The 26,663-nt window shown below is 60.9% G+C and carries 24 protein-coding genes; 12 read left to right on the forward strand and 12 right to left on the reverse strand.

All coding sequences use genetic code 11. From position 1 onward, the window contains the following. Nucleotides 1–86: 86 nt before the first annotated feature. Nucleotides 87–287 carry a hypothetical protein gene (locus AB8B31_RS28025; RefSeq protein ID WP_026188725.1) on the reverse strand — a complete coding sequence of 67 codons (201 nt, stop codon included), beginning with the start codon at nucleotides 285–287 and terminating at the stop codon, nucleotides 87–89. A gap of 428 nt (nucleotides 288–715) precedes the next feature. After that, the gene (locus AB8B31_RS28030) at nucleotides 716–1,027 is read right to left on the reverse strand and encodes a hypothetical protein (protein WP_018245969.1); all 312 of its coding nucleotides are present in this window, start codon (nucleotides 1,025–1,027) and stop codon (nucleotides 716–718) included. Between the two features lie 259 nt (nucleotides 1,028–1,286). Between AB8B31_RS28030 and AB8B31_RS28035 the strand changes: the two genes are divergently transcribed. The 3 genes from AB8B31_RS28035 to AB8B31_RS28045 are packed head-to-tail and all read left to right on the forward strand — an operon-like array spanning nucleotide 1,287 to nucleotide 3,693. Continuing rightward, nucleotides 1,287–2,192 carry a LysR substrate-binding domain-containing protein gene (locus AB8B31_RS28035; protein WP_018245967.1) on the forward strand — a complete coding sequence of 302 codons (906 nt, stop codon included), beginning with the start codon at nucleotides 1,287–1,289 and terminating at the stop codon, nucleotides 2,190–2,192. Between the two features lie 56 nt (nucleotides 2,193–2,248). After that, entirely contained in the window at nucleotides 2,249–3,379 is a 1,131-nt protein-coding gene (locus AB8B31_RS28040) for an HPP family protein (protein WP_018245966.1), read from the forward strand. Nucleotides 3,380–3,414: 35 nt separating this feature from the next. Further along, entirely contained in the window at nucleotides 3,415–3,693 is a 279-nt protein-coding gene (locus AB8B31_RS28045) for a DUF6522 family protein (RefSeq protein WP_018245965.1), read from the forward strand. Between the two features lie 155 nt (nucleotides 3,694–3,848). Here the strand turns inward: AB8B31_RS28045 and AB8B31_RS28050 are convergent, their stop codons facing one another. From AB8B31_RS28050 to AB8B31_RS28070, 5 genes are all read right to left on the reverse strand, one after another. Beyond that, entirely contained in the window at nucleotides 3,849–4,583 is a 735-nt protein-coding gene (locus AB8B31_RS28050) for an ABC transporter ATP-binding protein (RefSeq protein ID WP_018245964.1), read from the reverse strand. Further along, entirely contained in the window at nucleotides 4,580–5,395 is an 816-nt protein-coding gene (locus AB8B31_RS28055; RefSeq protein ID WP_018245963.1) for an ABC transporter ATP-binding protein, read from the reverse strand. Before AB8B31_RS28055 ends, AB8B31_RS28050 begins: the two co-directional genes overlap by 4 nt. After that, on the reverse strand, nucleotides 5,392–6,702 hold the full coding sequence (gene livM, locus AB8B31_RS28060) for a high-affinity branched-chain amino acid ABC transporter permease LivM (RefSeq protein WP_018245962.1): 1,311 nt from the start codon (nucleotides 6,700–6,702) through the stop codon (nucleotides 5,392–5,394). The genes AB8B31_RS28055 and livM overlap by 4 nt, the downstream gene beginning before the upstream one ends. A gap of 15 nt (nucleotides 6,703–6,717) precedes the next feature. Then, complete coding sequence (locus tag AB8B31_RS28065) at nucleotides 6,718–7,635, reverse strand: ABC transporter permease subunit (protein ID WP_018517823.1); 918 nt, start codon at nucleotides 7,633–7,635, stop codon at nucleotides 6,718–6,720. A 179-nt stretch (nucleotides 7,636–7,814) separates the two neighbouring features. Further along, the gene (locus AB8B31_RS28070; protein ID WP_018245960.1) at nucleotides 7,815–8,930 is read right to left on the reverse strand and encodes an ABC transporter substrate-binding protein; all 1,116 of its coding nucleotides are present in this window, start codon (nucleotides 8,928–8,930) and stop codon (nucleotides 7,815–7,817) included. Between the two features lie 308 nt (nucleotides 8,931–9,238). Here AB8B31_RS28070 and AB8B31_RS28075 point away from each other — a divergent pair, with 308 nt between their 5' ends. From AB8B31_RS28075 to AB8B31_RS28100, 6 genes are read left to right on the forward strand one after another with little or no spacing between them, the layout of a single operon-like run. Next, nucleotides 9,239–11,320, forward strand: coding sequence for a hydantoinase/oxoprolinase family protein (locus AB8B31_RS28075; protein WP_026188724.1), 2,082 nt, complete (start codon nucleotides 9,239–9,241; stop codon nucleotides 11,318–11,320). A 10-nt stretch (nucleotides 11,321–11,330) separates the two neighbouring features. After that, nucleotides 11,331–12,998: a hydantoinase B/oxoprolinase family protein gene (locus AB8B31_RS28080; RefSeq protein ID WP_018245958.1), complete on the forward strand. Its 1,668-nt coding sequence runs from the start codon at nucleotides 11,331–11,333 to the stop codon at nucleotides 12,996–12,998. Beyond that, complete coding sequence (locus AB8B31_RS28085) at nucleotides 12,995–14,206, forward strand: pyridoxal phosphate-dependent aminotransferase (protein ID WP_018245957.1); 1,212 nt, start codon at nucleotides 12,995–12,997, stop codon at nucleotides 14,204–14,206. Before AB8B31_RS28080 ends, AB8B31_RS28085 begins: the two co-directional genes overlap by 4 nt. A 12-nt stretch (nucleotides 14,207–14,218) precedes the next feature. After that, nucleotides 14,219–15,031 (forward strand): NAD-dependent epimerase/dehydratase family protein, encoded by an 813-nt coding sequence (locus tag AB8B31_RS28090; protein ID WP_018245956.1) that lies wholly within the window; start codon nucleotides 14,219–14,221, stop codon nucleotides 15,029–15,031. Nucleotides 15,032–15,040: 9 nt separating this feature from the next. Next, nucleotides 15,041–16,234 carry an NAD(P)/FAD-dependent oxidoreductase gene (locus AB8B31_RS28095; RefSeq protein WP_018245955.1) on the forward strand — a complete coding sequence of 398 codons (1,194 nt, stop codon included), beginning with the start codon at nucleotides 15,041–15,043 and terminating at the stop codon, nucleotides 16,232–16,234. Nucleotides 16,235–16,255: 21 nt separating this feature from the next. Continuing rightward, the gene (locus tag AB8B31_RS28100; RefSeq protein ID WP_018245954.1) at nucleotides 16,256–17,941 is read left to right on the forward strand and encodes a thiamine pyrophosphate-binding protein; all 1,686 of its coding nucleotides are present in this window, start codon (nucleotides 16,256–16,258) and stop codon (nucleotides 17,939–17,941) included. 204 nt (nucleotides 17,942–18,145) lie between these two features. On the opposite strand, the gene AB8B31_RS28105 is transcribed toward AB8B31_RS28100, so the two are convergent. Together AB8B31_RS28105 and ydiJ are read right to left on the reverse strand one after the other, a co-directional pair. Beyond that, on the reverse strand, nucleotides 18,146–18,877 hold the full coding sequence (locus tag AB8B31_RS28105; protein WP_018245953.1) for a FadR/GntR family transcriptional regulator: 732 nt from the start codon (nucleotides 18,875–18,877) through the stop codon (nucleotides 18,146–18,148). A gap of 45 nt (nucleotides 18,878–18,922) precedes the next feature. Further along, entirely contained in the window at nucleotides 18,923–21,982 is a 3,060-nt protein-coding gene (ydiJ, locus tag AB8B31_RS28110; RefSeq protein WP_018245952.1) for a D-2-hydroxyglutarate dehydrogenase YdiJ, read from the reverse strand. 98 nt (nucleotides 21,983–22,080) lie between these two features. On the opposite strand from ydiJ, the gene AB8B31_RS28115 reads away from it, so the two are divergent. Both AB8B31_RS28115 and AB8B31_RS28120 read left to right on the forward strand, forming a co-directional pair. Continuing rightward, on the forward strand, nucleotides 22,081–22,830 hold the full coding sequence (locus tag AB8B31_RS28115) for an SDR family NAD(P)-dependent oxidoreductase (RefSeq protein WP_018245951.1): 750 nt from the start codon (nucleotides 22,081–22,083) through the stop codon (nucleotides 22,828–22,830). Then, on the forward strand, nucleotides 22,823–23,572 hold the full coding sequence (locus tag AB8B31_RS28120; protein WP_018245950.1) for an SDR family oxidoreductase: 750 nt from the start codon (nucleotides 22,823–22,825) through the stop codon (nucleotides 23,570–23,572). Before AB8B31_RS28115 ends, AB8B31_RS28120 begins: the two co-directional genes overlap by 8 nt. On the opposite strand, the gene AB8B31_RS28125 is transcribed toward AB8B31_RS28120, so the two are convergent. The 3 genes from AB8B31_RS28125 to groES form a co-directional block, all read right to left on the reverse strand. Further along, nucleotides 23,553–23,810, reverse strand: coding sequence for a hypothetical protein (locus AB8B31_RS28125; protein WP_018245949.1), 258 nt, complete (start codon nucleotides 23,808–23,810; stop codon nucleotides 23,553–23,555). The two genes, AB8B31_RS28120 and AB8B31_RS28125, sit on opposite strands and share 20 nt — an antisense overlap. Nucleotides 23,811–23,864: 54 nt before the next feature. Then, nucleotides 23,865–25,493: a chaperonin GroEL gene (gene groL, locus AB8B31_RS28130; protein ID WP_018245948.1), complete on the reverse strand. Its 1,629-nt coding sequence runs from the start codon at nucleotides 25,491–25,493 to the stop codon at nucleotides 23,865–23,867. A 159-nt stretch (nucleotides 25,494–25,652) separates the two neighbouring features. Then, nucleotides 25,653–25,967, reverse strand: a complete 315-nt coding sequence (groES, locus tag AB8B31_RS28135) for a co-chaperone GroES (protein WP_018245947.1) — start codon at nucleotides 25,965–25,967, stop codon at nucleotides 25,653–25,655. Nucleotides 25,968–26,318: 351 nt separating this feature from the next. Between groES and AB8B31_RS28140 the strand changes: the two genes are divergently transcribed. Then, complete coding sequence (locus AB8B31_RS28140) at nucleotides 26,319–26,609, forward strand: hypothetical protein (RefSeq protein ID WP_018245946.1); 291 nt, start codon at nucleotides 26,319–26,321, stop codon at nucleotides 26,607–26,609. Nucleotides 26,610–26,663: the final 54 nt, after the last annotated feature.

The following is a 26,663-nucleotide window of genomic DNA, read 5'->3' on the forward strand; positions in this document are numbered from 1 at the left end:
TTTAACGGAAGCGCAGAACCGCTCTATCCTTTTGTTTTTACGCAATTCCGGACGGAAAACCGCTTCGCACTTTTCCTGGAATTGCTCTAAGCGCCGGGACAGACCGGTATGTCGATCAGAGCCTGCCGGCGTTCAAATTCGGGCCGGAACGAACGATATTGCCAGAGACCTTCCGGGCTTTCCCGGCGGTATACGGTCTCGAGCCAGAACACGGAGTCATCGATCGGCAAGACAGGATGCCAAGCATACCATTCCGACCAGATTTTTCCTGCCGGGTCGTTGTCCATGATCGCCACTCGCCTCCTCATCGTCAGCGCAACTCGAACATCCGTGCGGCACGGGAGCCGTTGTCGTTACGAAACCGGCTTTCGGCATCGGTCACGATCAGCTCCTGGGATCGATGGTCTCGATTTCCTGGAGTCGAGAGACACCGATCGCGAGAGGTCCGATTTCTGCTTGCTGCGATCCCAGCGTGCCGCGGCGAATGTTCTATAATACAGAATAGCAGCGGAAGAATATTCTTCAATAGAGATCATTTTCTCGTATTGCGCGAACTCTTCCTCTTCCCCCGTCGGGAGATGTTTCAGGTTGTGAGATGTGGCTCTGTTGACGAATGATTTCGTCGGTGGATGTAGTCGCCTCGATTGGGCTTCGACACCGGCGATAAGTTGCGGTGTTCAATCGCCACTGATCTGTTTGCGTGATGGTTGGATGCTCAGCCGATCGAACGCAGCCCGAGGTAGGCTGCCAGACTGATGGCGGAGAGAGCGATCGTCAGCCTGGGTCTCGCATCGTCGAACATGGCTGCCAGCGAAAGGCCGAGCATCAGGATGACGGATTTTGCCCAGAGATCTTGATCGGAGACGGTGAAAGCGATTGCCGCCAGAAAGACGGCGCTTGCGACGATTGTCACAGGGGCAGATTTCTCGGCGAGATCGCCGCCTGGGAAATACGGCAGAAGAAAACGCCGCATGCTCAAGCCTGAAGCGACGCTCAGAAGAAGACAGGTCAAGACAAGTTGCAACATAGGGTCGTCGCCGATCGATCCGCAGATAGCCCTAAGCATGCAAACCTCATGCCAGCCTCAAACCCTCAAAACGTCGTCCGACAGAGGCAACGTCGCGGCTTGCATGGCTATTTCCTCGGCGTCGCGACCCTTTTTTCGGCAATCGCTCGTCTGCTTGGGCTCATGTTTTTCGTCCGATCCGAAACTGGCTTGAGCTGGAGCAATGATTTTTATATAGAGAATTATCTATCGTCTTAATTCTGCAAACGAGATCCTTTCATTGGACCTTTCATCGATCGAGATATTCCTCGCCGTTGCCAGCGACCGCAGCGTTACCAAGGCTGCCAAGGCCGTAGGGCGGGCGCCGTCGAATGTGACGACGCGCGTCCAGCAATTGGAGGAGGACCTCGGCGTTTCGCTCTTCAGCCGTGACGGCAAGAAGATGACGTTGACGCGCGAGGGCGGGACGTTTCTCGCCTATGCCAACCGGCTTATGGCGCTTGCGCTCGAAGCGCGCCAGGCGGTGCGGCCTCTGGCCCCATCCGGGACATTGCGGGTCGGCACCATGGAGAGCACGGCGGCAAGCAGGCTGCCGGCGGCGCTGACGCAATTCAATCAGATGTGGCCGGAGGTGTCGCTTCATCTGACGATGGGGGCGTCCCGCGATCTGATCCGCGACGTTCTCTCTGATGCACTGGATTGCGCGCTGATTGCCCGCCCACCGAAGACGATGCGCGAGGAAGACTCGAGCTTCGATGCTGAACTCAAGGCGCTCGAAATGGAGCCGGTCTTCGTCGAGGATCTGTTGATCGTGTTGCCGTCCGGGCATCCCTCCATCAAGTCAGCCGCAGACCTGCGTGTCGGATCACTCGCCGCTTTGGAACCCGGCTGCACCTATCGCCGGATCGCCGAAAACTGGGCGCGCAAATCGAGCACCCTGCCGACGAGCGAACTCGGCTCCTACCACGCGATCTTGGCGAGCGTTGCGACGGGCAATACGGCCGGCGTCATGCCGCGATCCGTCCTTGATCTCATGCACTGGCCGACGCCTCTCCAGACCCATCAGCTCGGGCCTGTCGAGACGCTGCTCGTCTACCGCAGGAATGATCGCCCAAGCGCGTTCAACGCATTCCACGAAGTCCTCAGCGCGACAAGGGGCAGAGATATCAGGCTGGCAACAAACTAACCTGAACGTCTTCCTCCTTCGCCGCCAGATAATCCTCGCTTAAAATTGGTCTTGTCATGCAGTATCCCGTTTCCCCGAAGGTGAGACCGAGCCGCTTCCGCCGCTTCCGTTTGTTTTCACCTATTCTGGCCGGTGCGACCTTACGAGAGCGATTGATTGGATGTCTCGGCGCTTTGCTGGCCATTGGTCTCACCGGCGTCATCAGCGGCTATCTGTTCGGCCAGGGGCCGCATCTTCCCCTGATCGTCGCGCCGATGGGGGCGTCCGCGGTGCTTCTTTTCGCGGTGCCGGCAAGTCCGCTTGCGCAGCCTTGGTCGATCATCGGCGGCAATACGATTTCCGCTCTGATGGGGATTATTGCCGCCTATTTCATTCGCGATCCGATCATCGCGACCGGCGTCGGCGTTTCGCTTGCCATCGGCGCGATGTCCTTCACGCGGTGCCTGCATCCGCCGGGAGGAGCCGCCGCACTGACCGCCGTGCTCGGCGGTCCTGTCGTTGCCGGCTGGGGATTTCTTTTTCCCTTCGTGCCCGTCGCTTTGAACTCCTGCATCCTCGTCGGCCTTGGCCTGTTGTTCCACAAGCTTTCCAAGCGGAATTATCCGCACGTCGTTCCGAAACCCGCGGAGAACACCCATCAGACAGTGGACCTGCCGTCTGCCGTGCGGGTGGGTTTCCGCGAAGAGGATGTCGATGCGGCCCTCGAAGCGCTCGACGAAACCTTTGATATCGATCGGGCAGACCTCGGCCGGCTGTTGCAGCAGGTCGAGTTGCAATCGGCCATCCGCTCAAACGGCAAGATCAGCTGTGCCGATATCATGTCGCGTGACGTGATCGCCATTGGCGAAGCCTCGGAACCGGATGCTGCACGGCATCTTCTTTTGAAGCACAATATCCGCACCTTGCCGGTGAAGGATCCGGAGGGCCGCCTCGTCGGCGCCGTCGGCTTGCGGGAATTGTCCATGAGCACCGAGACCATCGCGCACGCGATCTCGAGGCCGGCGGTGGCCAGACCTTCGGATTCTGCTCTGTCGCTGTTGCCTGTTCTGACGGACGGTCGCACGCATGCCGTCATCATTGTCGACGACGACTACCGGATCCTTGGCCTGATATCGCAGACGGATCTCCTGAGCGCAGTGGCGCGATTGCTGCCAAAGGGGGACAATGCGATTCGGGCGGTGGCCTGAGCGGTGAGCGTGGAACGTAGCTGGAGAAAAAGTCGGTGCTGATCGAGCGCGATTCAAATGGCGATTTTATCCTGGAATCATCGGAGCTCGCGAGACGGTTCGGATTGTCGCTGGCCGATCTTCGCCGCCACATGCGCCATGGCTCCGTCGTCAGCTCCGTGGAAATCGGTACTGCCGAACACGAGGGGACGAAACGGGTGTCGCTTCGGCTCGGCAACAGGCTTTGGCAAGCCGTTTTGAACGATGAAAATGAAGTGCAGCAAGAGCAGATGACCGTTCTTCGGGGTAAATCCTCCGGACGGCATCCGGTCTGACCCCGTCCTTATGCATGGTGCGTTACGCCGGTTTGCTGCACCGCTCGGCCCTGTTCGCGCCGATCGAAGGAACGATCCCTTGCGGCCGCCGAGCGGCAGGTGGAAGTCGACGCTGGCCATCGGCAAATTGACTATGCCGGCTGGAAGCCCCTTGTTCAGTGCAGTCCGAGATAGGCCTTGCGGACGTCTTGGTTATCGAGCAGGGCGGCGCTGTCGCCGGAGAGATGAATGCGGCCGTTGACCATGACATAGGCCCGCTGCGAAAGCTTCAGTGCATGGTTGGCGTTTTGCTCGACGAGAAATATCGTTTTGCCCATCGCAGCAATCTCCCGCAAAACTTCGAAAACGCGCTTGACGATCAGCGGCGCCAAGCCGAGCGACGGTTCGTCGAACAGGATCAGTTCCGGCCGCGCCATCATGGCGCGGGCGATGGCGAGCATCTGCTGTTCGCCGCCCGACATGGTGCCGGCGGTCTGATTTCGGCGCTCCTTCAGGCGCGGGAAGAGCTCGAACATGGTGTTCCGGTCTTCTTCGAAGTGGGCCATGCCGATCGGCGTCGTGCCCATCATCATATTCTCTTCGACCGACATCTCCTGGTAAATCTGCCGACCTTCCGGGACGAGTGCTATGCCGCGCCTGGAAATCCTGCTGGTCGGCATCTGCGAGATGTCTTCGCCACGATGCAGGATCTTGCCCGATGAGGCGCGCGGCGCCCCGAAGATAGAAGAAAGCAGCGTGGTCTTGCCGGCGCCGTTTGCGCCGATCAGGCTGACGATCTCACCGGCTGAGATATGGACGTTCACCGCCTTCAGCGCTTCCACCGGGCCGTAATGGGCATGAACGCCGGCGAATTCGAGAAGCGGTACCTGCGTGTCGGACGACTGGCTCATGCTGGTACCTCTTCTTCGCTCACACCGAGATAAGCGGCGACGACGGCCGGATCGTTGGCGACATGCTGCGGCGTGCCGTCGGAGATCACCTCGCCATGATCGAGCACGACGATGTGGTTCGAAATGCGCATGACGAGACCCATGTCGTGCTCGATGACGAGAACCGTCTGCTTGTGATCGGCACAAAGCCGTTGGATGACCTCGGCCAGATCCAGCGTTTCGGAAGGGTTGAGGCCGGCAGCCGGTTCGTCGAGGCATATGAGGCTCGGGCCCGTGCACATGGCGCGGGCGATCTCGACGCGGCGCTGCCGGCCGTAAGGCAGTTCGCCGGCCAGGCGGTTGGCGTCGTCGGCAAGCTTCATTTGCCCAAGCCAGTGATAGGCGCGGTCGACAGCCTCTGCCTCGGCCTTGCGGAACGCCCGGGTCCGGAAAACGCCACTGAGGATGTTGTTGCGGGTGGCGAGATGTTGGGCGATCAGAAGGTTCTCGATGACCGACATTTCCTTGAACAGGCGGATGTTCTGGAACGTCCTGGCAATCCCGGCGCGCGTCACAAGGTGTGAGCCGCCGGTCATCGGTTTGGTCACCAACTGGCCGATATCCGTCGGACCATCGCGTCCGTTCAGCATGATGCGGCCTTCGCTGGAGCGATAGAATCCGGTGATGCAGTTGAACATCGTCGTCTTGCCGGCGCCGTTGGGACCGATCAGGGCGGTCACCGTGCCGCGTTCGACAGAAAAGCTGACGTCCCGGTTGGCGACGATGCCGCCGAAACGCATGGTGACATTCTGTACTTCGAGGATGGGGCTCATCGTCCAGCCTCCGCCTTGCCCTCAAAGGACAGTTCGCTGCCGATGCCTTCTTTCATCGAGCTCGGAAAGAATGCCGGGCGCTTGATGCGGACCAGGCCGCGCGGTTTCCAGAACATCATCACCACCATCAGGATACCGAAGACCAGAACGCGGTATTCGGCGAACTCACGCAGAAGCTCCGGAAGAATGGTGAGAACGAGTGCGGCCGAGATGACGCCCGCCGTCGATCCGAGGCCGCCAAGGACGACGATCGCCAGGATGAGCGCGGATTCGAAGAACGTGAAGGATGTCGGGTTCACAAAGCCCTGTTGTGCGGCGAAGAAGACGCCGGCGAGGCCGCCCGTGGAGGCGCCGAGCATGAAGGCCGTGAGCTTTGTGAAGACGTGATTGACGCCGAGCGAACGGCAGGCGATCTCGTCTTCCCGCAGCGCTTCCCACATGCGGCCGAGAGGGATGACGCGCAGTCGCTCCACGGCGTAGATGACGAAGCAGACGACAAGAAACAGCACGAAATAGAGAAACCAGAACCGGTAGTCCGCGCTGTAGGCGATGCCCAGATATTCATGAATGGGAACGCCACCCTGTTTGGCGGTACGGGTGAATTCGAGGCCGAGGAAGGTGGGTGCCGGAACCGGGGCGCCGTTCGGCCCGCCGGTGAATTCCAGCCAGTTGTTCAACACCAGACGAATGATCTCGCCGAATCCGAGCGTCACGATGGCAAGATAGTCGCCATGCATCTTCAGAACGGGAAAGGCGAGGATCATGCCGAAGAGGCCGGCCAGGAATGGGGCGAGCACCAGAGCGCCCCAGAAGCCGATCCCGAGATATTGCGATCCGAGCGCCAGGAGATAGGCGCCCACGGCGTAGAAGGCGACGTAGCCGAGGTCGAGCAGGCCAGCAAGCCCGACGACGATGTTAAGCCCCAGGCCGAGAAGGCAGTATATCAGGGCAAGAATCGCGATACCCAGGAGGTATTTGTCGGCAAAAAACGGCAAGCTCAACCCGGCGACAAACAACAGGGAAAGGACCAGCAGCGGCGACCTTTCCTTGCCGGTCATGACGGTCACACCGGCGCCGTTGCCGGCCATGCGCCGGGTGAGTTTTCGGCCGAGGCTGCTGATCTGGAACAGCGAGAGCGCTAGACGTCCTGCCGTGACGACGGCCGCTAGGAGTACCGCGCGCATCAGTTCGTTCGTGAACGAAAATCCGGCGAGAACCAGCCCCGAGATCGGGCCGAACAGGATAAGGGAGACTGTAAAAGTGAGGAGCGCTTGCTTGAGGAGTGCGCGAAGGCGGTTGGATTCCATCGTTCTTGCTCCTCCTCAGACTTTCTGGATTTCCGGCCGGCCAAGCAGGCCATAGGGTCGGAAAAACAGGAGGGTGATGAGCAATGCGAAAGCGAAGACGTCCTTGTAGTCGGTGCTGACATAGCCGGCGAACAGCGCCTCGGTCAGGCCGAGGACGATGCCGCCGAGCACGGCGCCGGGCAGCGAGCCGATCCCGCCGAGCACCGCGGCCGTAAAAGCCTTGATACCCATGACGAAGCCGATGAAGAAGTTGAAAGAGCCGTAGTTGAAGGTGACGAGCGTGCCGCCGACGGCGGCAGTGGCCGCACCCATGACGAAGACCGTCGAAATGATCCGGTCGGTATTGACCCCGAGTATCGCGGAGATCCGGATATTCTGCTGGGTGGCGCGGCATTCGCGGCCGATCCTGGTGTAGTTGATCACATAGGTCAGCACCCCCATGGCGATCAGTGACGCAAACAGGATCACCGTCTGCATGTAGGTGATCTGTGCGAAGTGGGTATCGTTGCCGATGCGAAACGCCCCCTGGATGAGCGTCGGCACGCCCTGGTCGCGTGCGCCCTGGGCGATCTGGACGTAGCTCTGCAGCATCAGCGAGATGCCTATGGCCGATATCAGCGGAGCAAGCTTGGTCGAGCCGCGAAGCGGCCGATAGGCGACGCGCTCGATCACCCAGCCATAGACGGCCGTGATTGCGCAGCTGATCACCAGCACGGATATCAAGGCGAAGGGAACCGACTGAACGCCGAAATAGCCAAGGACGGCAAGCGTGATGGCGGCGATATAGGCCGATACCATATAGACGTCGCCATGAGCAAAGTTGATCATCCGGATGACGCCGTAGACCATGGTGTATCCGACCGCGATCAGGCCGTAGATCGTCCCCAGCGTGATGCCATTGAACAATTGTTGAACCAGGATGTAAAAGTCCATGGTGAACCCCTCTTATGGTTTTCGGGGATGGATAAGCCGGCCGAACCTAAAGCGCGTCGCGATCTTTCAGAGTCTCTGATCGCGCTTTAGGTCTTTATTTTTCCGCATGTCGCTACCGCAAAACCGCTGCACACTTTTGCGCGACAAGCTTTAGGTCCGGCCGGCTCGGGCAAAATGCCTTACTTCACCAAGACAGGGGTTCCCTTGTCGTCGAAGTTGTAGAAAACGAACTTGAAGTCCTTGATGTCGCCCTTGGCGTCCCAAGTGATCTTGCCGATGGCGGAATCGACGGTGTTGCTGCGGAGATAGTCGGCCTGGGCCTTCAGTTCGTCGCCGGCCTTCAGCGCGGCAACGACGGCCTGCGCATTGGCATAGCCATAGAGCACGTAGTTTGCCGGCGTGATGTTGGCTTTCTTCAGCGCGTCCTGGACGCCCTGCGTGGAGGGATCCGCCAGCGGATCCGGTGTTGCCGAATAATAGACGTTCTTGAGGTTCTCAGCGCCGCCGGCTGCCGCGACCAGTTCCGTCTGGGCGAACGCGTCACCGCTGACGATGACCACGTCGACACCCTGCTCCTTGAGCTGGCGGATCAGTGGGCCGCCTTCGGGAATGAGACCGCCGAAGTACACGGCGTTGGCGCCGGAGCTCTTGATCTTGGTGACGAGCGCATTGAAGTCACGTTCGCCACGGGTCAGGCCTTCGTACATCACAGGCTTGATTCCGCGCGCTTCGATCGTCTTCTTGACGGCGTCCACCAGGCCCTGGCCATAGGTGTCCTTGTCATGGATGAGGGCGATCTTGTCCCGCTTCAGCGTATCCAGAATGAAGCTGCCGGCGACGACGGCCTGCTGGTCGTCACGGCCGCAGCCACGAAACAGATTGTCGAAACCGCGATCGGTGACGGTCGGATTGGTGGAGGACGGCGTCATTTCGAGGATGCCGGCATCATTGTAGATTTCGGAAGCGGGAATCGTGTTGGACGAGCAGAAATGCCCGATCACCGCCTGGACCTTGTCCTGGTCGACGAAACGATTGGCGACGGCAACGGCCTGCTTCGGTTCGCAGGCGTCGTCACCCTTCACCAGTTCAATCTTCTTGCCGTTGATGCCGCCCGACGCGTTGACGTCGGTGACGTAGGCGGACACGCCGCTGAACACCTGCTCGCCAAAGGTCGCATTGGCGCCGGTAAAGGGGCCGGCGACGCCGATCTTGATCGTGTCGGCCGCCAAAGCGTTGGAAAACAGCAAGGCGGAGGCGACGGCGGTGGCGCTAAGAAGTGTCGATATGGATTTCATGTGTTTTTCCCTCTGGTTGAAGCTGTTCGATTTTTAGTCGTTCTCGACGCGGTTTAAGCCCGCGTTCATGCTTCGCCTTGAAGGTGAAGCTATTATTTTTGTTAGGTAAATTCTCTTTGTCTCAGCCGCTGCGAAGAGCGATTTTCGAGATTTCCGGTCCTTTTCTTAATTGACACTTATATGATAAGTGACATATACGAAGACCGTCAAGCGGAAATGTTGCGGCATCGCTTGCAACAGTGAAGAATGGCAGGATCGATGATCGCGCAAGCGCGGCCTCGAACGTTAAGAAAGCGGGGAACAAGACGGTGAGCAGCACGCCACGAAACTGCCGGGTGGGCGTCGATATCGGCGGCACCTTTACGGATATCGCTCTCGACCTCGACGGGACGCTTCACTCGACGAAGATCCTGACGGACTATACGGCGCCGGAGAGGGCGATCCTCAAGGGTGTGAAGGCCGTCGCCGACATGGCGGGCGTCGCTCTTTCAGAGATCGGCATCCTCATCCATGGCACGACGCTTGCCACCAACGCGCTGATCGAGCGGCGCGGCGCCAGGACCGCCTTCGTGACGACGGAAGGTTTTCGCGACGTGCTCGAGATGCGCACCGAGAACCGTTTCGAGCAGTATGATCTCAATATTTCCCTGCCGCCGGCTCTCATCGCGCGCGCTGACCGCTTCGTCGTGCGTGAGCGTATCGATGCGGCGGGCAAGGTTCTGCTTGATCTGGACGATGCTTCGGTTGCAGCCGTCGTCGAGAAGGTCGCGGCAGGCGGCTATGAAAGTGTCGCGATCGGCTTCATTCATGCCTATGCCAATGGCGCACACGAGATCGCCGTCCGCGACGCGATCCTGAAGCGCCTTCCTGGCCTCTCCGTTTCGATCTCGTCGGAGGTTTCTCCGCAGATGCGCGAATTCGAGCGCTTCAACACGGTCTGTGCCAATGCCTACGTCAAGCCGGCGATCAAATCCTATCTCGACCGTCTCGTCGTGTCGCTGAAGGATATCGGCGTCCGCTGCCCGGTCTTCATGATCCACTCCGGCGGTGGGATCGTCTCGGTCGAGAGCGCCTCCGAATTTCCGGTGCGCCTCGTCGAATCCGGTCCAGCGGGCGGCGCGATCTTCGCGGCCGACATCGCCCGTCAATACGGTCTCGATACGGTTCTTTCCTTCGACATGGGCGGCACGACTGCCAAGATCTGCCTGATCGAAAACCAGGTACCGAAGACGGCCAAGACTTTCGAGGTCGCGCGCACCTATCGATTCCGCAAGGGATCCGGCATGCCGATTTCCATTCCCGTCGTCGAGATGGTCGAAATCGGCGCAGGCGGTGGTTCGATCGCTTCGGTCGACGCAATGCGCCAGATCCGCGTCGGCCCGCATTCGGCAGCCTCCGAGCCGGGCCCAGCCTGTTACCAGCGCGGCGGCAAGAACCCCACCGTGACCGATGCGGATCTGATCCTCGGCAAGCTCGATCCCGCCAATTTCGCGGGCGGCGCGATCCCGCTTTCCGTCGAGGCGAGCCGCCAGGCGATGAGCGACGATATCGGCGCGGTCATCGGCCTCGACCCGGAGGCTTCCGCTTACGGCACGTGCGAAATGGTCGACGAGAACATGGCCAATGCCGGCCGCGTCCACACCGTCGAGAACGGCAAGAACATTTCCGATTTCACCATGATCACCTTCGGTGGCGCAGGACCGCTGCATGCCGCACGCCTCTGCGAAAAGATGGGGATCTCGACCTTCCTCGTTCCGCCGGGCGCCGGCGTCGGTTCCGCGATCGGCTTCCTCAAGGCGCCGTTCGGCTACGAATCCGTCCGCAGCGCCGTCTTCAGCCTGTCGAATTTCGAATATTTAGAGGCCAACCGCCTGCTGCAAGCCATGAAGGCCGAAGCACTCGGCTTTGTCGAAGGCGGGCTCGACACCGGCTCCCCGGTGATCGAGCGCACGCTGTTCATGCGCTATGCCGGGCAGGGCTGGGATATCCCGGTCCCGCTTGCCGACGACAATTTCGACCCTGCGAGCGCCGAGACGATCGCGGCCTCTTTCGAAAAGGAATATGAGCGCTTCTTCGGCCGCGCCATCGAGGGTCTCGATATCGAGATCGTCAGCTGGTCGGTCAAGGCGAGTTCGCCGCTCCCGCCGGTCGAACGCATTCCCTCCGTCGCCGAAGGCAATATCGTGCAGCCGGGCAAGACCCGACGCCTGTTCGAGGCCTCCCAAGGCGCCTATCTCGAAGCCGGCATTCACGAGCGCACCGGCCTGAAGTCCGGCGACGTGATCAAGGGTCCCGCCGTCATCGTCGAGCGTGAGACCTCAACCGTTCTCACTTCCTCCTTCAACGCCATCGTTCAGCACGACGGCTGCCTTCTCGCAACCCGGATCTGAGGATAGTCACATGAACCAATCCATGATCGATATCCATATGCAGGTCATGTGGAACCGGCTGATCTCTGTCGTTGAAGAGCAGGCGCAGACCCTGATCCGCACGGCCTTCTCCACCTCCGTGCGCGAGGCGGGCGATCTGTCGGCCGGCGTCTTCGACCTGGAAGGCCGTATGCTGGCGCAGGCGGTTACCGGCACGCCCGGCCACGTCAACGCCATGGCGGAATCCGTCGCGCATTTCATTCGCGACATCGGGCCGGACAATGTCTTTGAAGGCGACGTCTACATCACCAATGATCCCTGGAAGGGAACGGGCCACTTGCACGACATCACCGTCGTCACGCCCTCCTTCCATCGCGGCAAGCTGGTCGGTTATTTCGCCTCGACCGCGCATGTCGTCGATGTCGGCGGCCGCGGTTTCGGCCCGGATGCCCGCGAAGTTTATGAAGAGGGCCTCTTCATCCCGATCATGAAATTCTTCGAGCGCGGCGAGCTGAACCGGACGCTGATCCATATCGTCCGAAACAATGTTCGCGAAAACGATAAGGTCGTCGGTGACTTCTATGCGCTCGCCGCCTGCAACGAAACGGGCCAGCGCCGGCTCGTCGACATGCTGACGGAATTCAATCTCCCTGATCTGTCGACGATCGGCGGCTTCATCCTCAAGCACAGCCGCGAGGCAACGCTGGAGCGGCTGAAGAAGCTGCCGCATGGCTCCTGGAACTACAGCCTCGATCTCGACGGCTATGATGAGCCGGTGCATCTCGCCGCCAAGCTGAGCATCGGCCCCGAGGGGATCGTGGTCGATTTCGACGGCACCTCAGGCATGAGCAAGTTCGGCATCAATGTGCCGCTCGTCTATGCCAAGGCCTATGCCTGCTACGGCATCAAATGCGTCGTGGCGCCGGAAATTCCAAATAACGCTGCCTCGCTTGCACCTTTCGAGGTGGTGGCGCCGGAAGGTTGCATCCTCAATGCCAAGCGGCCGGCGCCGGTCGCTGTCCGCCACGTTCTCGGCCATTTTGTCCCGGATCTCGTGCTGGGCGCGCTGCATCAGGCGCTTCCAGGCCAGGTGCCTGCGGAAGGTGCCAGCGCACTCTGGAACCTGCATATGAGCGTGCGCCCCGTCTCCGATCAGATCGGCGGCAGGGGCGCAGAAATCCTGATGTTCAATTCCGGCGGCACCGGCGCACGCGCCGCTCTCGATGGCTTGAACGCCACTGCCTTTCCGAGCGGCGTCCACACGATGCCGATCGAGGCGACGGAGAATGTCGGCCCCGTCATCGTCTGGCGCAAGGAATTGCGCGAGGGGTCAGGGGGTGCCGGCGCGCAACGCGGCGGTCTCGGCCAGATGATCGAGATCGAAGCGGCCGAAGGCTTCAGCTTCCGCTTCTCCGCCATGTTCGACAGGCTTGGCCACCCCGCCCGCGGCCGCGAAGGCGGACTGAGCGGCACGGCCGGCGCAGTCGCGCTCGACGACGGTACGGTTCTCAAGGGCAAGGGGCTGCAATTCGTGCCGGAAGGCAGGCGCCTGGTTCTGTCGCTTCCGGGCGGCGGCGGTTACGGCGATCCGGCACATCGCCCGGCTGAGGCGATCGAGCAGGACCTGAAGCATGGATACATCACCGAAGAACAGGCTGAAGCCTATGGCAGGAGCCGGACTAAGGGAGGCAAGGCATGAACATGATTGCATTCGAAAGCACACGCGTCGCGACGATCAAATCCTCGCCGTCCATGGCGGTGTCGGTCGCCGCCAAGGCGATGCGGGCCAAAGGAGAGCATGTCGTCGACCTGTCGCTCGGCGAGCCAGATTTCGACACTCCTGATCATATCGTTCAGGCGGCGATCGAGGCCATGCGCAAGGGGCTTACCCGCTATACCGCGCCGGACGGCCTGGTGGAGCTGCGCGAGGCGATCGTCGCCAAGTTCAAACGCGAGAACGGCCTCGACTACGCCATGGATGAGATCTCCATCGGCAACGGCGCCAAGCAGATCCTCTTCAATGCATTCCTGGCCACGCTGGAGCCCGGCGACGAGGTGGTCGTGCCGGCGCCTTACTGGGTCTCCTACACCGACATCGTCGTCCTGCACGGCGGCATTCCGAAGATCGTGCCTTGCGGTGTCGAGGATGCCTTCAAGATCACAGCCGAGCGGCTGGAAGCAGCTATCACGCCGAAGACGCGTTGGTTCCTGTTCAATTCTCCGTCCAATCCGACGGGGGCGATCTATACGGCGGACGAACTGAGGGCGCTTGGTGCAGTGCTGGCACGGCATCCCCACGTGGCGATCATGTCGGATGAGATCTACGAACATATCGTCTGCGGCGACGTGCCCTTCACGTCGTTCGTCGTCGCGTGCCCGGAGCTGAAGGACCGCACGCTCATCATCAACGGCGTATCCAAGGCCTATGCCATGACAGGATGGCGCCTCGGCTATGCGGCCGGTCCGCGCGAACTGACCAAGGCGCTGAACAAGCTTCAGTCCCAGAGCACGACTTGCCCGTCCTCGATCACCCAGTTTGCCGCCGCCGCCGCGCTCAACGGTCCCCAGGACTTCGTCACGACGGCGGTTGCCGAATACAAGGCGCGCGGTCAACTGGTCGCAAGGGGCTTCAGCGCGATACCCGGTCTTGATGTGCGGGCTCCGGAAGGAGCCTTTTACCTCTTTCCCAAATGCGCCCACTATATCGGCAAGACGGCGCCAGACGGCGCCAGGATTTCCAACGATACGGAACTGGCCTCCTATCTCCTCAGGGAAGGCAAGGTCGCCACCGTTCCCGGTGCCGCTTTCGGTGTCGAACCCTATATTCGCCTTTCCTTCGCGACATCGCGTGACAATCTTGCCATTGCCATCGAGCGCACCGCCGATGCACTGGCCAAACTTCGCTAAAGGGAAAATTCGATGACCGATTATCAGCGCACGCTTCTGACCGGCGCGGCCGGCGCTCTGGGAACCCAGCTGCGCAAGTCAGGAACAAGGCTTGGCAAGATCCTCAGGCTGTCTGCACGCAAGCCTTGCGAGAACCTCGAGCCGCACGAGGAGGATTTCCCGGCGGACCTTTCCGATTTCGACGCTGTTTCGAAAGCCGTGGAGGGCTGCGACGCCATCATTCATATGGGTGGTCAAGGGCTGGAGGCCCCCTGGAACACCATTCTTAACGCCAACATCGTCGGCAGCTACAACATCTATGAGGCAGCCCGGCAGCATGGCGTCAAGCGCATCGTCTATGCCAGCTCCGTTCACGCCATCGGTTTTTACGAGCGCACCGAGACGATCGACGGCGACGTTCCGACCCGCCCCGACAGTCTCTACGGCGTGTCGAAGACCTTCGTCGAAAACCTCAGCCGTTACTATTTCGACAAGTTCGGGATCGAGACCGTGAGCCTGCGTATCGGCTCGTCTTTCCCCGAGCCGACGGACCGGCGCCATCTCATCACCTGGCTTTCCTATCGCGATTGCCGCCAGCTCGTCGAAAAGAGCCTGTCGGCCGAACGCGTCGGCTTCATGGTCGCCTATGGCATGTCCAACAACAGCCGGGCGTTCTGGGACAACCGCACGGCGGCATCGCTCGGATACAGGCCGGAAGACAGCGCCGACGATTACGCGGACAAGGTTTTCGAGAATACGAAACAGGGCGATCCCAACGATCCGGCGGTGCGCTTCCAGGGCGGCAGCTTTGCCGCCGCCGGCCACTATGAAGACGAGAAGAAGTGAGACGCCCTGATGCAAGCTTCCAAGTCGTCCTATGACGTGGTGATCGTCGGCGGTGCAGTGGTCGGCAGTTCGACGGCATATTTTCTGGCGACCAACCCGGACTTCAACGGATCGGTCCTGGTGATCGAGAAGGACTGGACCTATCAGCGTTCGGCGACGGCGCTATCCTCCAGCTCCATCCGCCACCAGTTTTCGAATGCGATCAATGTCAAAGTCTCGCAGTTCGGGACGGAGTTCATCCGCCACTTCAAGGAAAACGTCATTGTCGACGACGACACGCCCGAGATTGGTTTTCACGAGGCCGGTTATCTGTTCCTCGCCGAGGACGATCGCGGCGATCAGGTTCTCCGGCGCAACCACGAGACCCAGGTCTCGTGCGGCGCGGAGGTGACGCTGCTCGATCCGGATGGTCTCGGCCGCCGGTTTCCCTGGCTGAACCTCGAAGGATTGACGCTCGGCAGCACCGGCGAGCGGGGCGAGGGCTGGTTCGACAGTGTCGGTCTGCTGCAGGGCTTTCGCAAGAAGGCGCGCTCGCTCGGCGTCGAATACATCGAAGACGAAGTCGTCGCCATCAACCGAGAGGGAGACCGCATCGTTTCCGTGTCGACGAAGAGCGGCCAGACGATTGCCTGTGGCACGATGGTCAACACCTCAGGCACCAACGGCAAGAAAGTCGCTGGGATGGCTGGGCTCGACGTCCCCGTGGAGCCACGCCGACGCTCGCTGTTCGTCGTCGATTGCCGAACGCCCCTGGAAGGAAAGGTGGGGCTGACGATCGACCCCACCGGCGTTTTCTTCCGGCCCGAGGGCAAGTTCTATCTGATGGGCACCTATCCCAAACATGACCCTGAGGTAGATCCGAACGATTTCGACGTCATGCATGACGAATTCGACGAGGAAATCTGGCCGATCCTGGCGAACCGGGTGCCGGCCTTTGAGGCGATCAAGGTCGTCAATTCCTGGGCCGGCCACTACGACTATTGCACCCTCGATCACAATGTCGTCCTCGGACCGCATACTGAGGTCAGCAATTTCCTCTTCGCAAACGGCTTCTCGGGGCACGGTCTCCAGCAGTCGCCGGCAATGGGACGGGGTCTCTCGGAACTGATTGCCTATGGCGGCTTCAAGACGCTTGATCTTTCGCCATTCGGCTACGAGCGGGTGGCAGCTGACCGCCCCTTCCTTGAAGACGCCGTCATTTAAAGCATAGGAGAGGGGCTCCCGATGAAAAACGAAACATCCAAGCGCAGCGGCGGCCAGGCGCTCGTCGATGCCTTGCGCATCCATGGTGTCGAGCGCGTGTTCGGCGTGCCGGGCGAAAGCTATCTTGCTGCCCTCGACGCCTTTCACGACGTGGAAGACGCCATCGAATTCATCGTCTGCCGGCAGGAAGGCGGCGCCGCCTACATGGCGGAAGCCTACGGCAAGATGACCGGCAAACCCGGCATCTGCTTCGTCACCCGCGGGCCGGGCGCGACGAACGCGTCCGTGGGCGTGCATACCGCCTTCCAGGATTCGACACCGATGATCCTGTTCATCGGGCAGGTGGCGCGCGATCAGATGGAGCGCGAAGCGTTCCAAGAGATCGATTATCGCCGCATGTTCGGCCAAATGGCAAAGTGGGTAGTCGAAATTGAGGATGCCGCCCGCATCCCTGAGCTCATCAGCCAGGCATTCCACCGAGCTGTCAACGGCAGGCCGGGACCGGTGGTCGTCGCTCTTCCTGAAGACATGCTGACCGATATGGTCGATGTCGCCGACACCCCGCCCTACAAGCGAGTTGAGGGCTTTGCCGGCCCGCCGCAATTCGAGGAATTGCTCGGCCTTCTCTCCGAGGCGAAACGCCCGATGGTTGTCGTTGGCGGCGGCGGCTGGACGCAGCAGGCCGTTGCCGACCTGAAGGCGTTTTCGGAAGCCTTCTGCCTGCCTGTCGCAGCTTCCTTCCGCTGCCAGGATCTGTTCGACAATACGCACGAAAACTATGCCGGCGACCTCGGTCTTGCCGCAGGGCCGAAGCTGATCCGCCATGTGAAGGATTGCGACCTTCTGATCTCCATCGGCGCCCGTCTCGGGGAGATGACCACTGGCGCCTATACGCTGATCGACATTCCGGTCCCGAAGCAGTTGCTCGTTCACATTCATCCGAGCGCGGAGGAGCTGGGGCGCGTTTATCACGCGCGATTGCCGATCAATGCCAGCGTCGCGGGTTTCCTCTCGCAGGCGGCAAAGCTGAAGCCGCGGGCTGCGCCGGTGTGGAAGGACTGGACCAGGACGGCCCATGCCGACTATCTCGAAAATCTCGCGCATCCTGAGGTGCCCGGTCCGGTGCAGATGGGCGATATCATGGAATGGCTGCGCGGCCATCTCAAGCCGGACGCCATTCTGACCACCGGCGCCGGCAATTATTCCGCCTGGGCGCATCGCTTCTATCAGTATCGCACCTTCCGCACCCAGCTCGGACCGACGAATGGTTCCATGGGCTACGGCGTGCCGGCGGCGATCGCCGCCAAGATCACCGATCCCGCGCGCACGGTCGTTGCCTTTGCCGGCGACGGATGTTTCCTGATGAACGGTCAGGAACTCGCAACCGCCATGCAGTATGACGCTCGCGTCATCTTTCTCGTCATCAACAACGGCATGTATGGCACGATCCGCATGCACCAGGAGCGTGAGTATCCCGGCCGCGTCTCCGGCACCCGCCTGACGAACCCGGACTTTGCCTCGCTGGCGCGATCCTATGGCCTCCATGGTGAGACCGTGGAAAGGACCGAGGACTTCGCCGGCGCCTTCCAACGCTGCGAGACTTCCGGCAAGCCGGGTCTCATCGAAATCCGGATCGACCCGGAAGCGCTGACGCCGAAAATGAGCCTGACGCAAATTCGCGACCAGGCGATCGCACAGGGAAAGTGATCGCAGGAAAAGGCGCCGCCTCAAAAAGCCGGGCGGCGCCGCAGCAGACCAGCGGAAAGTGAAGTCGCTTGAGGGGCGCCGACAAGGATCACCCCCAACGGTAAGCCAGCGGCGCTGATCCTTGATCCTTTCGGTCGTGGAAAACGGTAAGATAGGAGCGCAGGAAGCGTAGCAGCAGGCGGATCATCCTTTCCTTCCCCTGACTTAATTCTCCGTTTCGCTGCTCGTCGGCTCATTGAGCATCGTGCGGTAACGATGGAGGCTTTCCTCCAGATGGACGATCAGCGCGGCCTTCGCAGCCTTGGCATCACCCTGGGTGATGGCGGCCAGGATCGCGGCATGTTCCTTGTTGATCTTCTTCAGGTAGGTGCTGTAGCCGCGCGCCGATTGGCGATGCTTGAGTACGAGGTCGAAATTGATGCTCTCTATCACCGCTTCCAGAAAACTCGGGAAGTGGGGATTGCGGGTGGCACGGGCGATCGCAAGGTGAAACTCGAAATCGGCGCGTGCTTCGACCTCGGCATCGTCCGTCACCAGGTTTTCAAGGTTGTCGTAGGCGCGGGCAATTTCAGCCAGCGCCTCCGGCGTGCGCCTCGACGCTGCAAGGGCGACGGATTGTATCTCGACGCCGAGCCGCAATTCCAGGATCTGCATCGCGGAGCGAATGTCCTCGATGCGGCTGATTTCGAAATTGAGGGTCTTTGCGTCCTTGTCGCTCACGTAGACGCCGGCACCCTGTCGCGCGGTCACACGTCCGCCAACCTTGAGAGAGGTGAGCGCCTCGCGAATGACGGTTCGGGACACGCCGAACTCTTCGCACAGCTGGGCACTTGACGGAATTTTCTCGCCGGGAGCATAAAGACCGGAGTCGATCCGTTCCATCAGCTTCGCAACGACGATTTCCGCGAGATTGCCTCGTTGCGTGATGATTGACACTGGTTTGCTCCGATTTTCACGATCAAATTTAGCACATATCACATATCATGCCACGTCTGATTGCGGAATGTCGGCTCTTTCAGACATTATCTTATCGATGACCTGAAAGGGGTGCGGGAGGCGCTTGTTGTCGATTTCCTTCACCTGCGAGCGGCATGAATATCCGGTGGCCATGAGACTGTCGTTGTCGCCGGCGGCATCGACCTCCGGCTTCCAGCTCATCGCATAGAGGCGCTCGGAGATCGGTCGATTGCGGGCCTCGTGGCCAAAGGTACCGGCCATTCCGCAACAACCCGTTTCTGCTGCCTGAAGGTCGATGCCGAGGCTGCCGAACACCTGTTTCCATTGCGCAATGGAGGCGGGCGCATTGGTGCGTTCGGTGCAATGGGCCATCAACCGGAAGCTCCTGCCTTTGGCGGCGGAGGGTGATGCGGCAAGGCGGCCGAGGTTGGCGGCCAGCCATTCCTGCGGAAGGAGGATGCTCGCCTTCAGCACCCCCTTGTATTCGCTGCGGAACGCAAGCGTCATCGACGGATCGAGCCCCACAAGCGCCACGCCCGCGTCATTCAACTGCTGAAGATAGTGCGCGGTCCGCCCGGCCGCAGCCTCGAAACGTCCGAGGTAGCCATGAACGTGCAGGGCTTTGCCATTGACGTGGGACGCGGCGAGGAACGGCGAAAGCCCCATTTTCCGCGCAAGCCCGATCGCGGCGAGAGCGACCTCAGGATCGAAATAGGCGGTAAACGCATCGGCGACGAAGATGACGCTCTGCTCCCTCTCACGCGGCGACAATGCCTCGATCCGCCGAGGGGTCGCAAGCGGCACGCCAAGGCGGGCGGCCTCCTTCGCCAGAGAGAGCCGCGGCAGGTGGGGCAGGGACGTCAGTCCGGCAACGCGCATCATCATCCTGCCGGCTCGCGTGCCGACGACCAGGTTGTAGGCCGGCCGTATCCGATGGACCAGGGGCAGGGTGGTCTCGATGGCTGCTACCAGCGGATCCTTCAGCGGACGGAGGTAGCGCCCGTAGTAAAGTTCCAGGAATTTGGAGCGGAAGGCCGGGACGCTGACTTTTACGGGACATTGTCCCGCGCAGGCTTTGCACGCCAGACAGGTGTCCATCGAAGCGCGGACTTCGTGGGAAAAGTCGTCCCGATTTTGAGGGTTCAGGGAGTTGAAGACACGCCGCGCGAAGCTCGCGAGCGGAACGCTCTGCCGCAGGCGTTTTGCCTCCTGGCGGGGATCGATGCCCTTCTCGGCAAGCTGCCTCAGCCATTCCCGCATCAGAGCGGCGCGGCCCTTGGGCGAAAAACGCCGATCGCGTGTCGCCTTGTAGGAGGGGCACATGGGGCTCGTTTCGTCGAAATCGAAACAGGCGCCGTTGCCGTTGCAATAGGCAGCGTTGTCGAAGGCTGCGCGGATCTCGTTGCCGATGATGCGGTCGACGTCTCCCCGCAGCGGAACCTCGTCGATCTTCAGCAGCTCTTGGCCGCTGGAAGGCGTTGCGATCTTGCCAGGGTTGAGGCGGTTTTCCGGATCGAAAGCCCGTTTGATCTCCTGCAGGCTGGGATAGAGGTCGCCGAAGAATTCAGGCACATATTCGGAACGTACCCCCTTGCCGTGCTCCCCCCAGAGCACGCCGCCATATCTACGCGTCAGCGCCACGACGGCGTCGCTGACCTCCCGGACCAGCCGGACATGGTCATCGCGGGTGAGATCGAGGGCAGGCCGCACGTGCAGGACGCCGGCATCGACATGGCCGAACATGCCGTAGGAAAGGCCCGCGCCATCAAGCAATGCGCGGAATTCGCGGATATAGGCCGCGAGGTTTTCCGGCGGCACGGCGGTGTCCTCGACGAAGGCGACAGGCCTGACCGGTCCGTCCACATTGCCGAGCAGGCCGACCGCCCGTTTGCGCATCGACCAGATCGCCTCGACATCGGCATGATCCCGCGCGATCGTATAACCCAGGTGACGGGCATTCGCGCCCGTGGCAAGCGCGGCGGTCACCTCGGCCAGTTTGCGTTCGAGTTCAGCCTCATCGTCGGCGAGCACTTCGGCGATATTGATGCCGTTCGTGGTTCCGCCTGCATTGTCGGGAAAAAAGCGGGCAATGCCCGTCCAAACGATGTCGCCCCTGGCGAGCCCGAGAACTTTCTCATCGACCGTTTCCACCGAGGCGACCTTGAGTGCCACAAGCGTGCGGGCATCCTCCAATGCGGTGTTGAAGTCCCCGTAGCGAATGTTGATCAATGCCGCATGGGCGGGGATTGGCAGAAGGTTGAGTTCGGCTTCGGCGATCATCGCCAGCGTTCCCTCCGAGCCGCAGAGGATGGCATTGAGGTCGAAGCGTCCGTCGTCCCGCCGGATGTGAGCGAGGTCGTAACCGGTCATATAGCGGTTGAGTTTCGGAAAAATCTCGGCGATCCGGTCGCGTTTTTCGCGCGCGATGCGGTCGACCGTCCTGTGGATTTCGCCGACACGGTCCTGTCGCCCGGCGATCTCCGCGAGTACCTCAGGATCGAGCGGGCGCGACCACCAGTCGGTCCCATTCGCAAGCACGATGCGCAATCCCAGCACATGGTTGCTGGTTTTGCCGTAGAGGCATGAACCCTGGCCGCAGGCATCGGTGGAGACCATGCCGCCGATGGTGGCGCGATTGGAGGTGGAGAGTTCAGGCGCAAAAAACAGGCCGTAGGGTTTCAGCGCCCGGTTCAACTGATCCTTGACCACACCCGCCTGGACCCGCGCAATTCTCCTGATCGGGTCGATCTCGAGAATGGAATTCATATGTCGCGAGCAGTCGACGACGATGCCCGACGTGAGGGATTGACCGTTCGTGCCGGTTCCGCCGCCGCGCGGGGCGACAGTGATCCCGCGAAAGGCCGGTTCCGACAGCACGGCCGCCGTAATCTGCAGGTCTTCGATGCCCTTGGGGAAGAGGATACCGGTCGGCTCGATCTGATAGATGGAATTGTCGGTCGAAAAAACGGTCCGGCTCGCCGCACCGGTTTCGATGTCGCCATCGAACCCTGCCTCGATGAGCCGCTGGAAGAATCCCACAGCGGGAAGGGGGATTGAACCGTTCGGCCGGAGGCGTGGAATCATTTCGAGACCTTCAGAATGCACTTGAGCTTTGTCGAAGTTGGCATATAAGTGATAACATACAATGCTAGTGGCGTAACTGAAAATACTGAGGTGGAACTTTGAAGAACCAGACCGCAATCATCGTCGGCGGCGCTTCCGGGCTCGGATTGACGACGGCCAAGCTGATGATATCGCATGGGGCGACCAGGATTGGGCTCATCGATCGCAACGAGCAGCTGCTCGGCGTCTCGGCCGATGCGCTTCGCGCTCTGGGCGCCGAGGTGGAAACGGCGGTTGCCGACATTTCCCGGGCGGAAACGGCTCATCGCGGGTTCAATGAGATCGCCGGCAAGCTCGGTCGGATTCACGTGCTCGTCAACAGCGCCGCCATCTATCCGAGACGCCCTATCCTCGAGATCACCGACGAGGAATGGGACCTCGAAAATGCGATCAACGTGAAGGGTACCTATCATATGATGGTGGCCGCCGTTCTTCATATGCGCCAGCACGTGAACGCGCCCGAGGTTACCGGGCGGATTGTCAACGTGACCTCGGTCGATGCTTTCAAGGCTCATCCCCAGAATGCGCATTACGCCGCAACCAAGGCGGCTGTCGTCAGTCTGACGAAATCTTTTGCCCAGGAATGCGCCAAGGACCAGATCCTTGTCAATTCCGTCGCTCCTGCCGGTTTTGCGACGGATCGCGCCAGGGAGCTGGGATTTCTTCCGGAACTGGCCAAGGCCAGCGCGCTTGGCCGCGCAGCCGAGCCGGTCGAAATGGCGGAGTGGATTGTCATGATGGCATCGAGCCGCAACACCTATGCCACCGGCGAAAACGTCGTCGTCAGCGGAGGCTACATCTATGTCTGAGCCGCTGCCCTATCAGGTTGCCCTGGTCACCGGTGCGACGAGCGGCATCGGTCGCGCCACCGTCGGCAAACTACGCGAGATGGGGCTGACGGTTTATGCCGTTGGCCGAAACGCCGAGGCGCTCGAGGAATTGGCGCGGGAAAGCGGGGCGAAGCCGGTCCGTGCCGATGTGCGCGATACCGCCGAAATCGTCAAGCAGCTTCACGGAACAGACGTCGACATCCTGGTCAACAATGCCGGCATTCTCTCGACACGGGCGACATTCAGCGAGATCGAACCGTCCGAGATCGATGCCATGATCGACATCAATCTCAAAGCCCCGATGCATCTGACCCGCGCATTCCTGCCTGCTATGGTCGAGCGAAAGCGCGGCCACCTGATCTATATCGGTTCGAGCGGCGGCCAGGCACCCTATCCGAACATGGCGGCCTACGGCCCGTCGAAGGCCGGGCTCAGCCTGTTTTGCGACAATCTGCGCTGCGACCTGCTCGGGACCTCGGTTCGCGTGACCGAGGTGGTGCCGGGTCGAGTCCAGACGGAGCTTTATCGAACCGCAATAGCGGGCAACCAGGCGCGGACCCTGCTTTATGACGGCTACCGTCCGATCCAGCCTTCCCACATCGCCTCGATCATCTCCAACGCCATCGAGCTTCCCGTCTTCGTCGACGTCGCCAGGATAGAGGTCTTCCCGACGGACCAGGCGACCGGCGGCGGCACCATGGTCAAATTCCCGGAGCAGTAGGCGGGCGCTCGCTCGCTTCGAAGAGGCCGCGGGCCGCCTCGACCATCGACTGCAGGTGATCGGGGTCGCGCACGCCCTGTCGGTAGAGCTCGATGACGATGCTCGCCATTCGTTCGGCTTCGTCGCTGTCCCTTGCCACCCCGTAATCGGCGCTGAGCCTGTCGAAGACGCGCTGGCAGGTTTCAAGATCGCGGGAGTCCAGCGGCACCTGCGATCGGTTTTTGATCGTTTGAACCATCTCTATTCCCTCGGATGAGGCCCGCCCGGCGAGGCCGGCGGGCCGGCAAACGCCTTAGAAATCCATGCCGGGGCCGGCGGGCATTGGCGGCGGCGCGTCCTTCTTGGGCTTCTCGGCGATCATGGCTTCCGTCGTGACGAGAAGGCCGGCGATGGAGGCCGCATCCTGCAGCGCGGTGCGAACCACCTTGGCCGGATCGATGACGCCCTGTGCATAAAGGTCGCCATATTCGCCCGTCTGAGCGTTCCAGCCGTAGGAGAACTCGCTCTTCTCGCGCAGCTTGCCGACAATGACCGAGCCTTCCGCGCCGGCGTTTTCTGCGATCTGGCGAGCCGGCGCCTCGACCGCGCGGCGAACGATGTCGACACCGACGCGCTGGTCACCATTGGCGGTCTTGACGGCGTCGAGCGCCTTGACGGCGCGCAGCAGCGCCACACCGCCGCCCGGCAGAATGCCTTCCTCGACCGCCGCGCGGGTTGCGTGAAGCGCGTCGTCGACGCGGTCCTTCTTCTCCTTCACCTCGACCTCCGTCGAGCCGCCGACGCGGATGACGGCAACGCCGCCCGCGAGCTTGGCAAGGCGCTCCTGCAGCTTCTCGCGGTCGTAGTCGGAGGTGGTTTCTTCGATCTGAGCCTTGATCTGGGCCACACGACCTTCGATGTCCGTCTTGGCGCCCGAACCGTCGACGATTGTGGTGTTCTCCTTCTCGATCGACACCTTCTTGGCACGGCCGAGCATGTCGAGCGTGACGGATTCGAGCTTGATGCCGAGATCTTCGGAGATGACGGTGCCGGCGGTCAGGATGGCGATGTCTTCGAGCATGGCCTTGCGGCGGTCGCCGAAGCCGGGCGCCTTGACGGCGGCGATCTTCAGGCCGCCGCGCAGTTTGTTGACGACGAGCGTTGCGAGGGCTTCGCCTTCGACATCTTCAGCGATGATGAGCAGCGGCTTGCTGGACTGGACGACGGCTTCGAGAACCGGCAGCATAGACTGCAGGTTCGAGAGCTTCTTCTCGTGGATGAGGATATAAGGGTCTTCGAACTCCACCCGCATCTTGTCGGCATTAGTCACGAAGTAGGGGCTGAGATAGCCGCGATCGAACTGCATGCCTTCGACAACTTCGAGTTCGGTTTCGGCGGTCTTGGCTTCTTCGACGGTGATGACGCCATCATTGCCGACCTTTTCCATGGCTTCCGCCAAAAAGCGGCCGATTTCGGCATCGCCATTGGCGGAGATCGTGCCGACCTGGGCGATTTCGGAATTGTTTGAGATCTTGCGGGCATTGGCCTTCAGTTCCGCGACGATGGCGGCGACCGCAAGATCGATGCCGCGTTTCAGGTCCATCGGGTTCATCCCTGAGGTAACTGCCTTGGCGCCCTCCTTGACGATCGCCTGGGCCAGCACCGTTGCGGTGGTGGTGCCGTCGCCGGCAATGTCGCTGGTCTTCGAAGCAACTTCGCGGACCATCTGGGCGCCCATATTCTCGAACTTGTCTTCGAGTTCGATTTCCTTGGCGACCGAAACCCCGTCCTTGGTGATGCGCGGGGCGCCGAACGACTTGTCGATCACGACGTTGCGGCCCTTCGGACCGAGGGTCGCCTTCACGGCGTTGGCCAGGATGTCGACGCCACGCAACATCTTCTCGCGGGCTTCGGTGCTGAATTTGATTTCTTTAGCAGCCATGTCCTCACTCCTTCATAGGCAGCCAGAGCAATTCCAGGAAAAGTGCGTAGCGGTTTTTCCGTTCGGAATTGCGTCAGAAATAAAAGCTTGGAGCGGTTCTGCGTTTCCATGAAAAGCTGATGCGCTCCTGCCCTGCATTGACTGATGTCCGCAGGGATCTCATGCGGCCTGCTTCTTTTCGCCCTGGGCTTCGATGATGCCCATCACGTCGCTTTCCTTCATGATCAGCAGGTCTTCGCCGTTGATCTTGATCTCGGTACCGGACCATTTGCCGAATAGGATGCGATCGCCGGCCTTGACGTCGAGCGCCTGTATCTGGCCGGCGTCGTTGCGTGCGCCGGGGCCGACGGCGATGACCTCGCCTTCCTGCGGTTTCTCCTTGGCGGTATCGGGAATGATGATGCCGCCCTTGGTCTTTTCCTCTGAATCGACCCGGCGGACGAGAATGCGGTCATGAAGCGGTCGGAACGACATGTCTTCCTCCATCGACAAACAATGATGACGTTGTTCCCTAGCCGGACCGGATGACCAATCCGGGCGGGTGCGCAGCGCGCGAGCCGCGAGCCGTGCGAGAATGATTTGGTTCGACGGCTTTGCAATTCAAGAGGGATGAAAGAAAAATTAGCACTCCCTGCCCGTGAGTGCCAACGCCTGTCAGGGAACAGAAAATCGGCTCCCGCGTTCGAATGATGAAGGCGATGGCGCCGTACCGGAGGCGAGTTCGAGCTATACTGAACTTGAATCCGGATTTCGGCGTTCCCAACTCTTTGATGATCGAGGCTTAATGAGCTCGAGCAGCGTCCCACGTCTTTTGGAGTGAGTGACATGGAAGAGAAGACCAATATAATCAAAGACCTCAGTATCGAGGAACGCGAGGAAATCCTCGTCGATATCGCTCGAACGCTGGAGGACACGGCGCGTGAGGCCTATGTCGAAGGCAATACGCATTTCGCCGCACTTTCCAACAACATGGCCGAAGCGATCCGCGTCAATGCCGATGAACTCGCCCGTGACGATCCAGAAAATGCCGAGCTCGTATTTCAGCAGGCGACGGCGATGATCTCGCAATTCGAGGCCGTGCACCCCTATCGAATGGTGAGTATGGCCGTTCATTGATTGCCGCCCGGACGGTGCGGCTCGATCGCCCGCTCAAATCAATCGCAACCCACG

This window comes from Rhizobium sp. 62_C5_N11_2 (assembly GCF_051811185.1).
Classification (GTDB): Bacteria; Pseudomonadota; Alphaproteobacteria; order Rhizobiales; family Rhizobiaceae; genus Rhizobium; species Rhizobium leguminosarum.

Coding starts and splice junctions, on each gene's coding strand:
- AB8B31_RS28140 (WP_018245946.1), top strand. CDS start 26,319: ATGGAAGAGAAGACCAATATAATCAAAGACCTCAGTATCGAGGAACGC.
- AB8B31_RS28080 (WP_018245958.1), top strand. CDS start 11,331: ATGAACCAATCCATGATCGATATCCATATGCAGGTCATGTGGAACCGG.
- AB8B31_RS28100 (WP_018245954.1), top strand. CDS start 16,256: ATGAAAAACGAAACATCCAAGCGCAGCGGCGGCCAGGCGCTCGTCGAT.
- AB8B31_RS28025 (WP_026188725.1), bottom strand. CDS start 287: ATGGACAACGACCCGGCAGGAAAAATCTGGTCGGAATGGTATGCTTGG.
- AB8B31_RS28055 (WP_018245963.1), bottom strand. CDS start 5,395: ATGAGCCCCATCCTCGAAGTACAGAATGTCACCATGCGTTTCGGCGGC.
- ydiJ (WP_018245952.1), bottom strand. CDS start 21,982: ATGATTCCACGCCTCCGGCCGAACGGTTCAATCCCCCTTCCCGCTGTG.
- AB8B31_RS28050 (WP_018245964.1), bottom strand. CDS start 4,583: ATGAGCCAGTCGTCCGACACGCAGGTACCGCTTCTCGAATTCGCCGGC.
- AB8B31_RS28030 (WP_018245969.1), bottom strand. CDS start 1,027: ATGTTGCAACTTGTCTTGACCTGTCTTCTTCTGAGCGTCGCTTCAGGC.
- AB8B31_RS28085 (WP_018245957.1), top strand. CDS start 12,995: ATGAACATGATTGCATTCGAAAGCACACGCGTCGCGACGATCAAATCC.
- AB8B31_RS28065 (WP_018517823.1), bottom strand. CDS start 7,635: ATGGACTTTTACATCCTGGTTCAACAATTGTTCAATGGCATCACGCTG.
- AB8B31_RS28095 (WP_018245955.1), top strand. CDS start 15,041: ATGCAAGCTTCCAAGTCGTCCTATGACGTGGTGATCGTCGGCGGTGCA.
- groL (WP_018245948.1), bottom strand. CDS start 25,493: ATGGCTGCTAAAGAAATCAAATTCAGCACCGAAGCCCGCGAGAAGATG.
- AB8B31_RS28040 (WP_018245966.1), top strand. CDS start 2,249: ATGCAGTATCCCGTTTCCCCGAAGGTGAGACCGAGCCGCTTCCGCCGC.
- AB8B31_RS28125 (WP_018245949.1), bottom strand. CDS start 23,810: ATGGTTCAAACGATCAAAAACCGATCGCAGGTGCCGCTGGACTCCCGC.
- AB8B31_RS28120 (WP_018245950.1), top strand. CDS start 22,823: ATGTCTGAGCCGCTGCCCTATCAGGTTGCCCTGGTCACCGGTGCGACG.
- AB8B31_RS28070 (WP_018245960.1), bottom strand. CDS start 8,930: ATGAAATCCATATCGACACTTCTTAGCGCCACCGCCGTCGCCTCCGCC.
- AB8B31_RS28090 (WP_018245956.1), top strand. CDS start 14,219: ATGACCGATTATCAGCGCACGCTTCTGACCGGCGCGGCCGGCGCTCTG.
- groES (WP_018245947.1), bottom strand. CDS start 25,967: ATGTCGTTCCGACCGCTTCATGACCGCATTCTCGTCCGCCGGGTCGAT.
- livM (WP_018245962.1), bottom strand. CDS start 6,702: ATGGAATCCAACCGCCTTCGCGCACTCCTCAAGCAAGCGCTCCTCACT.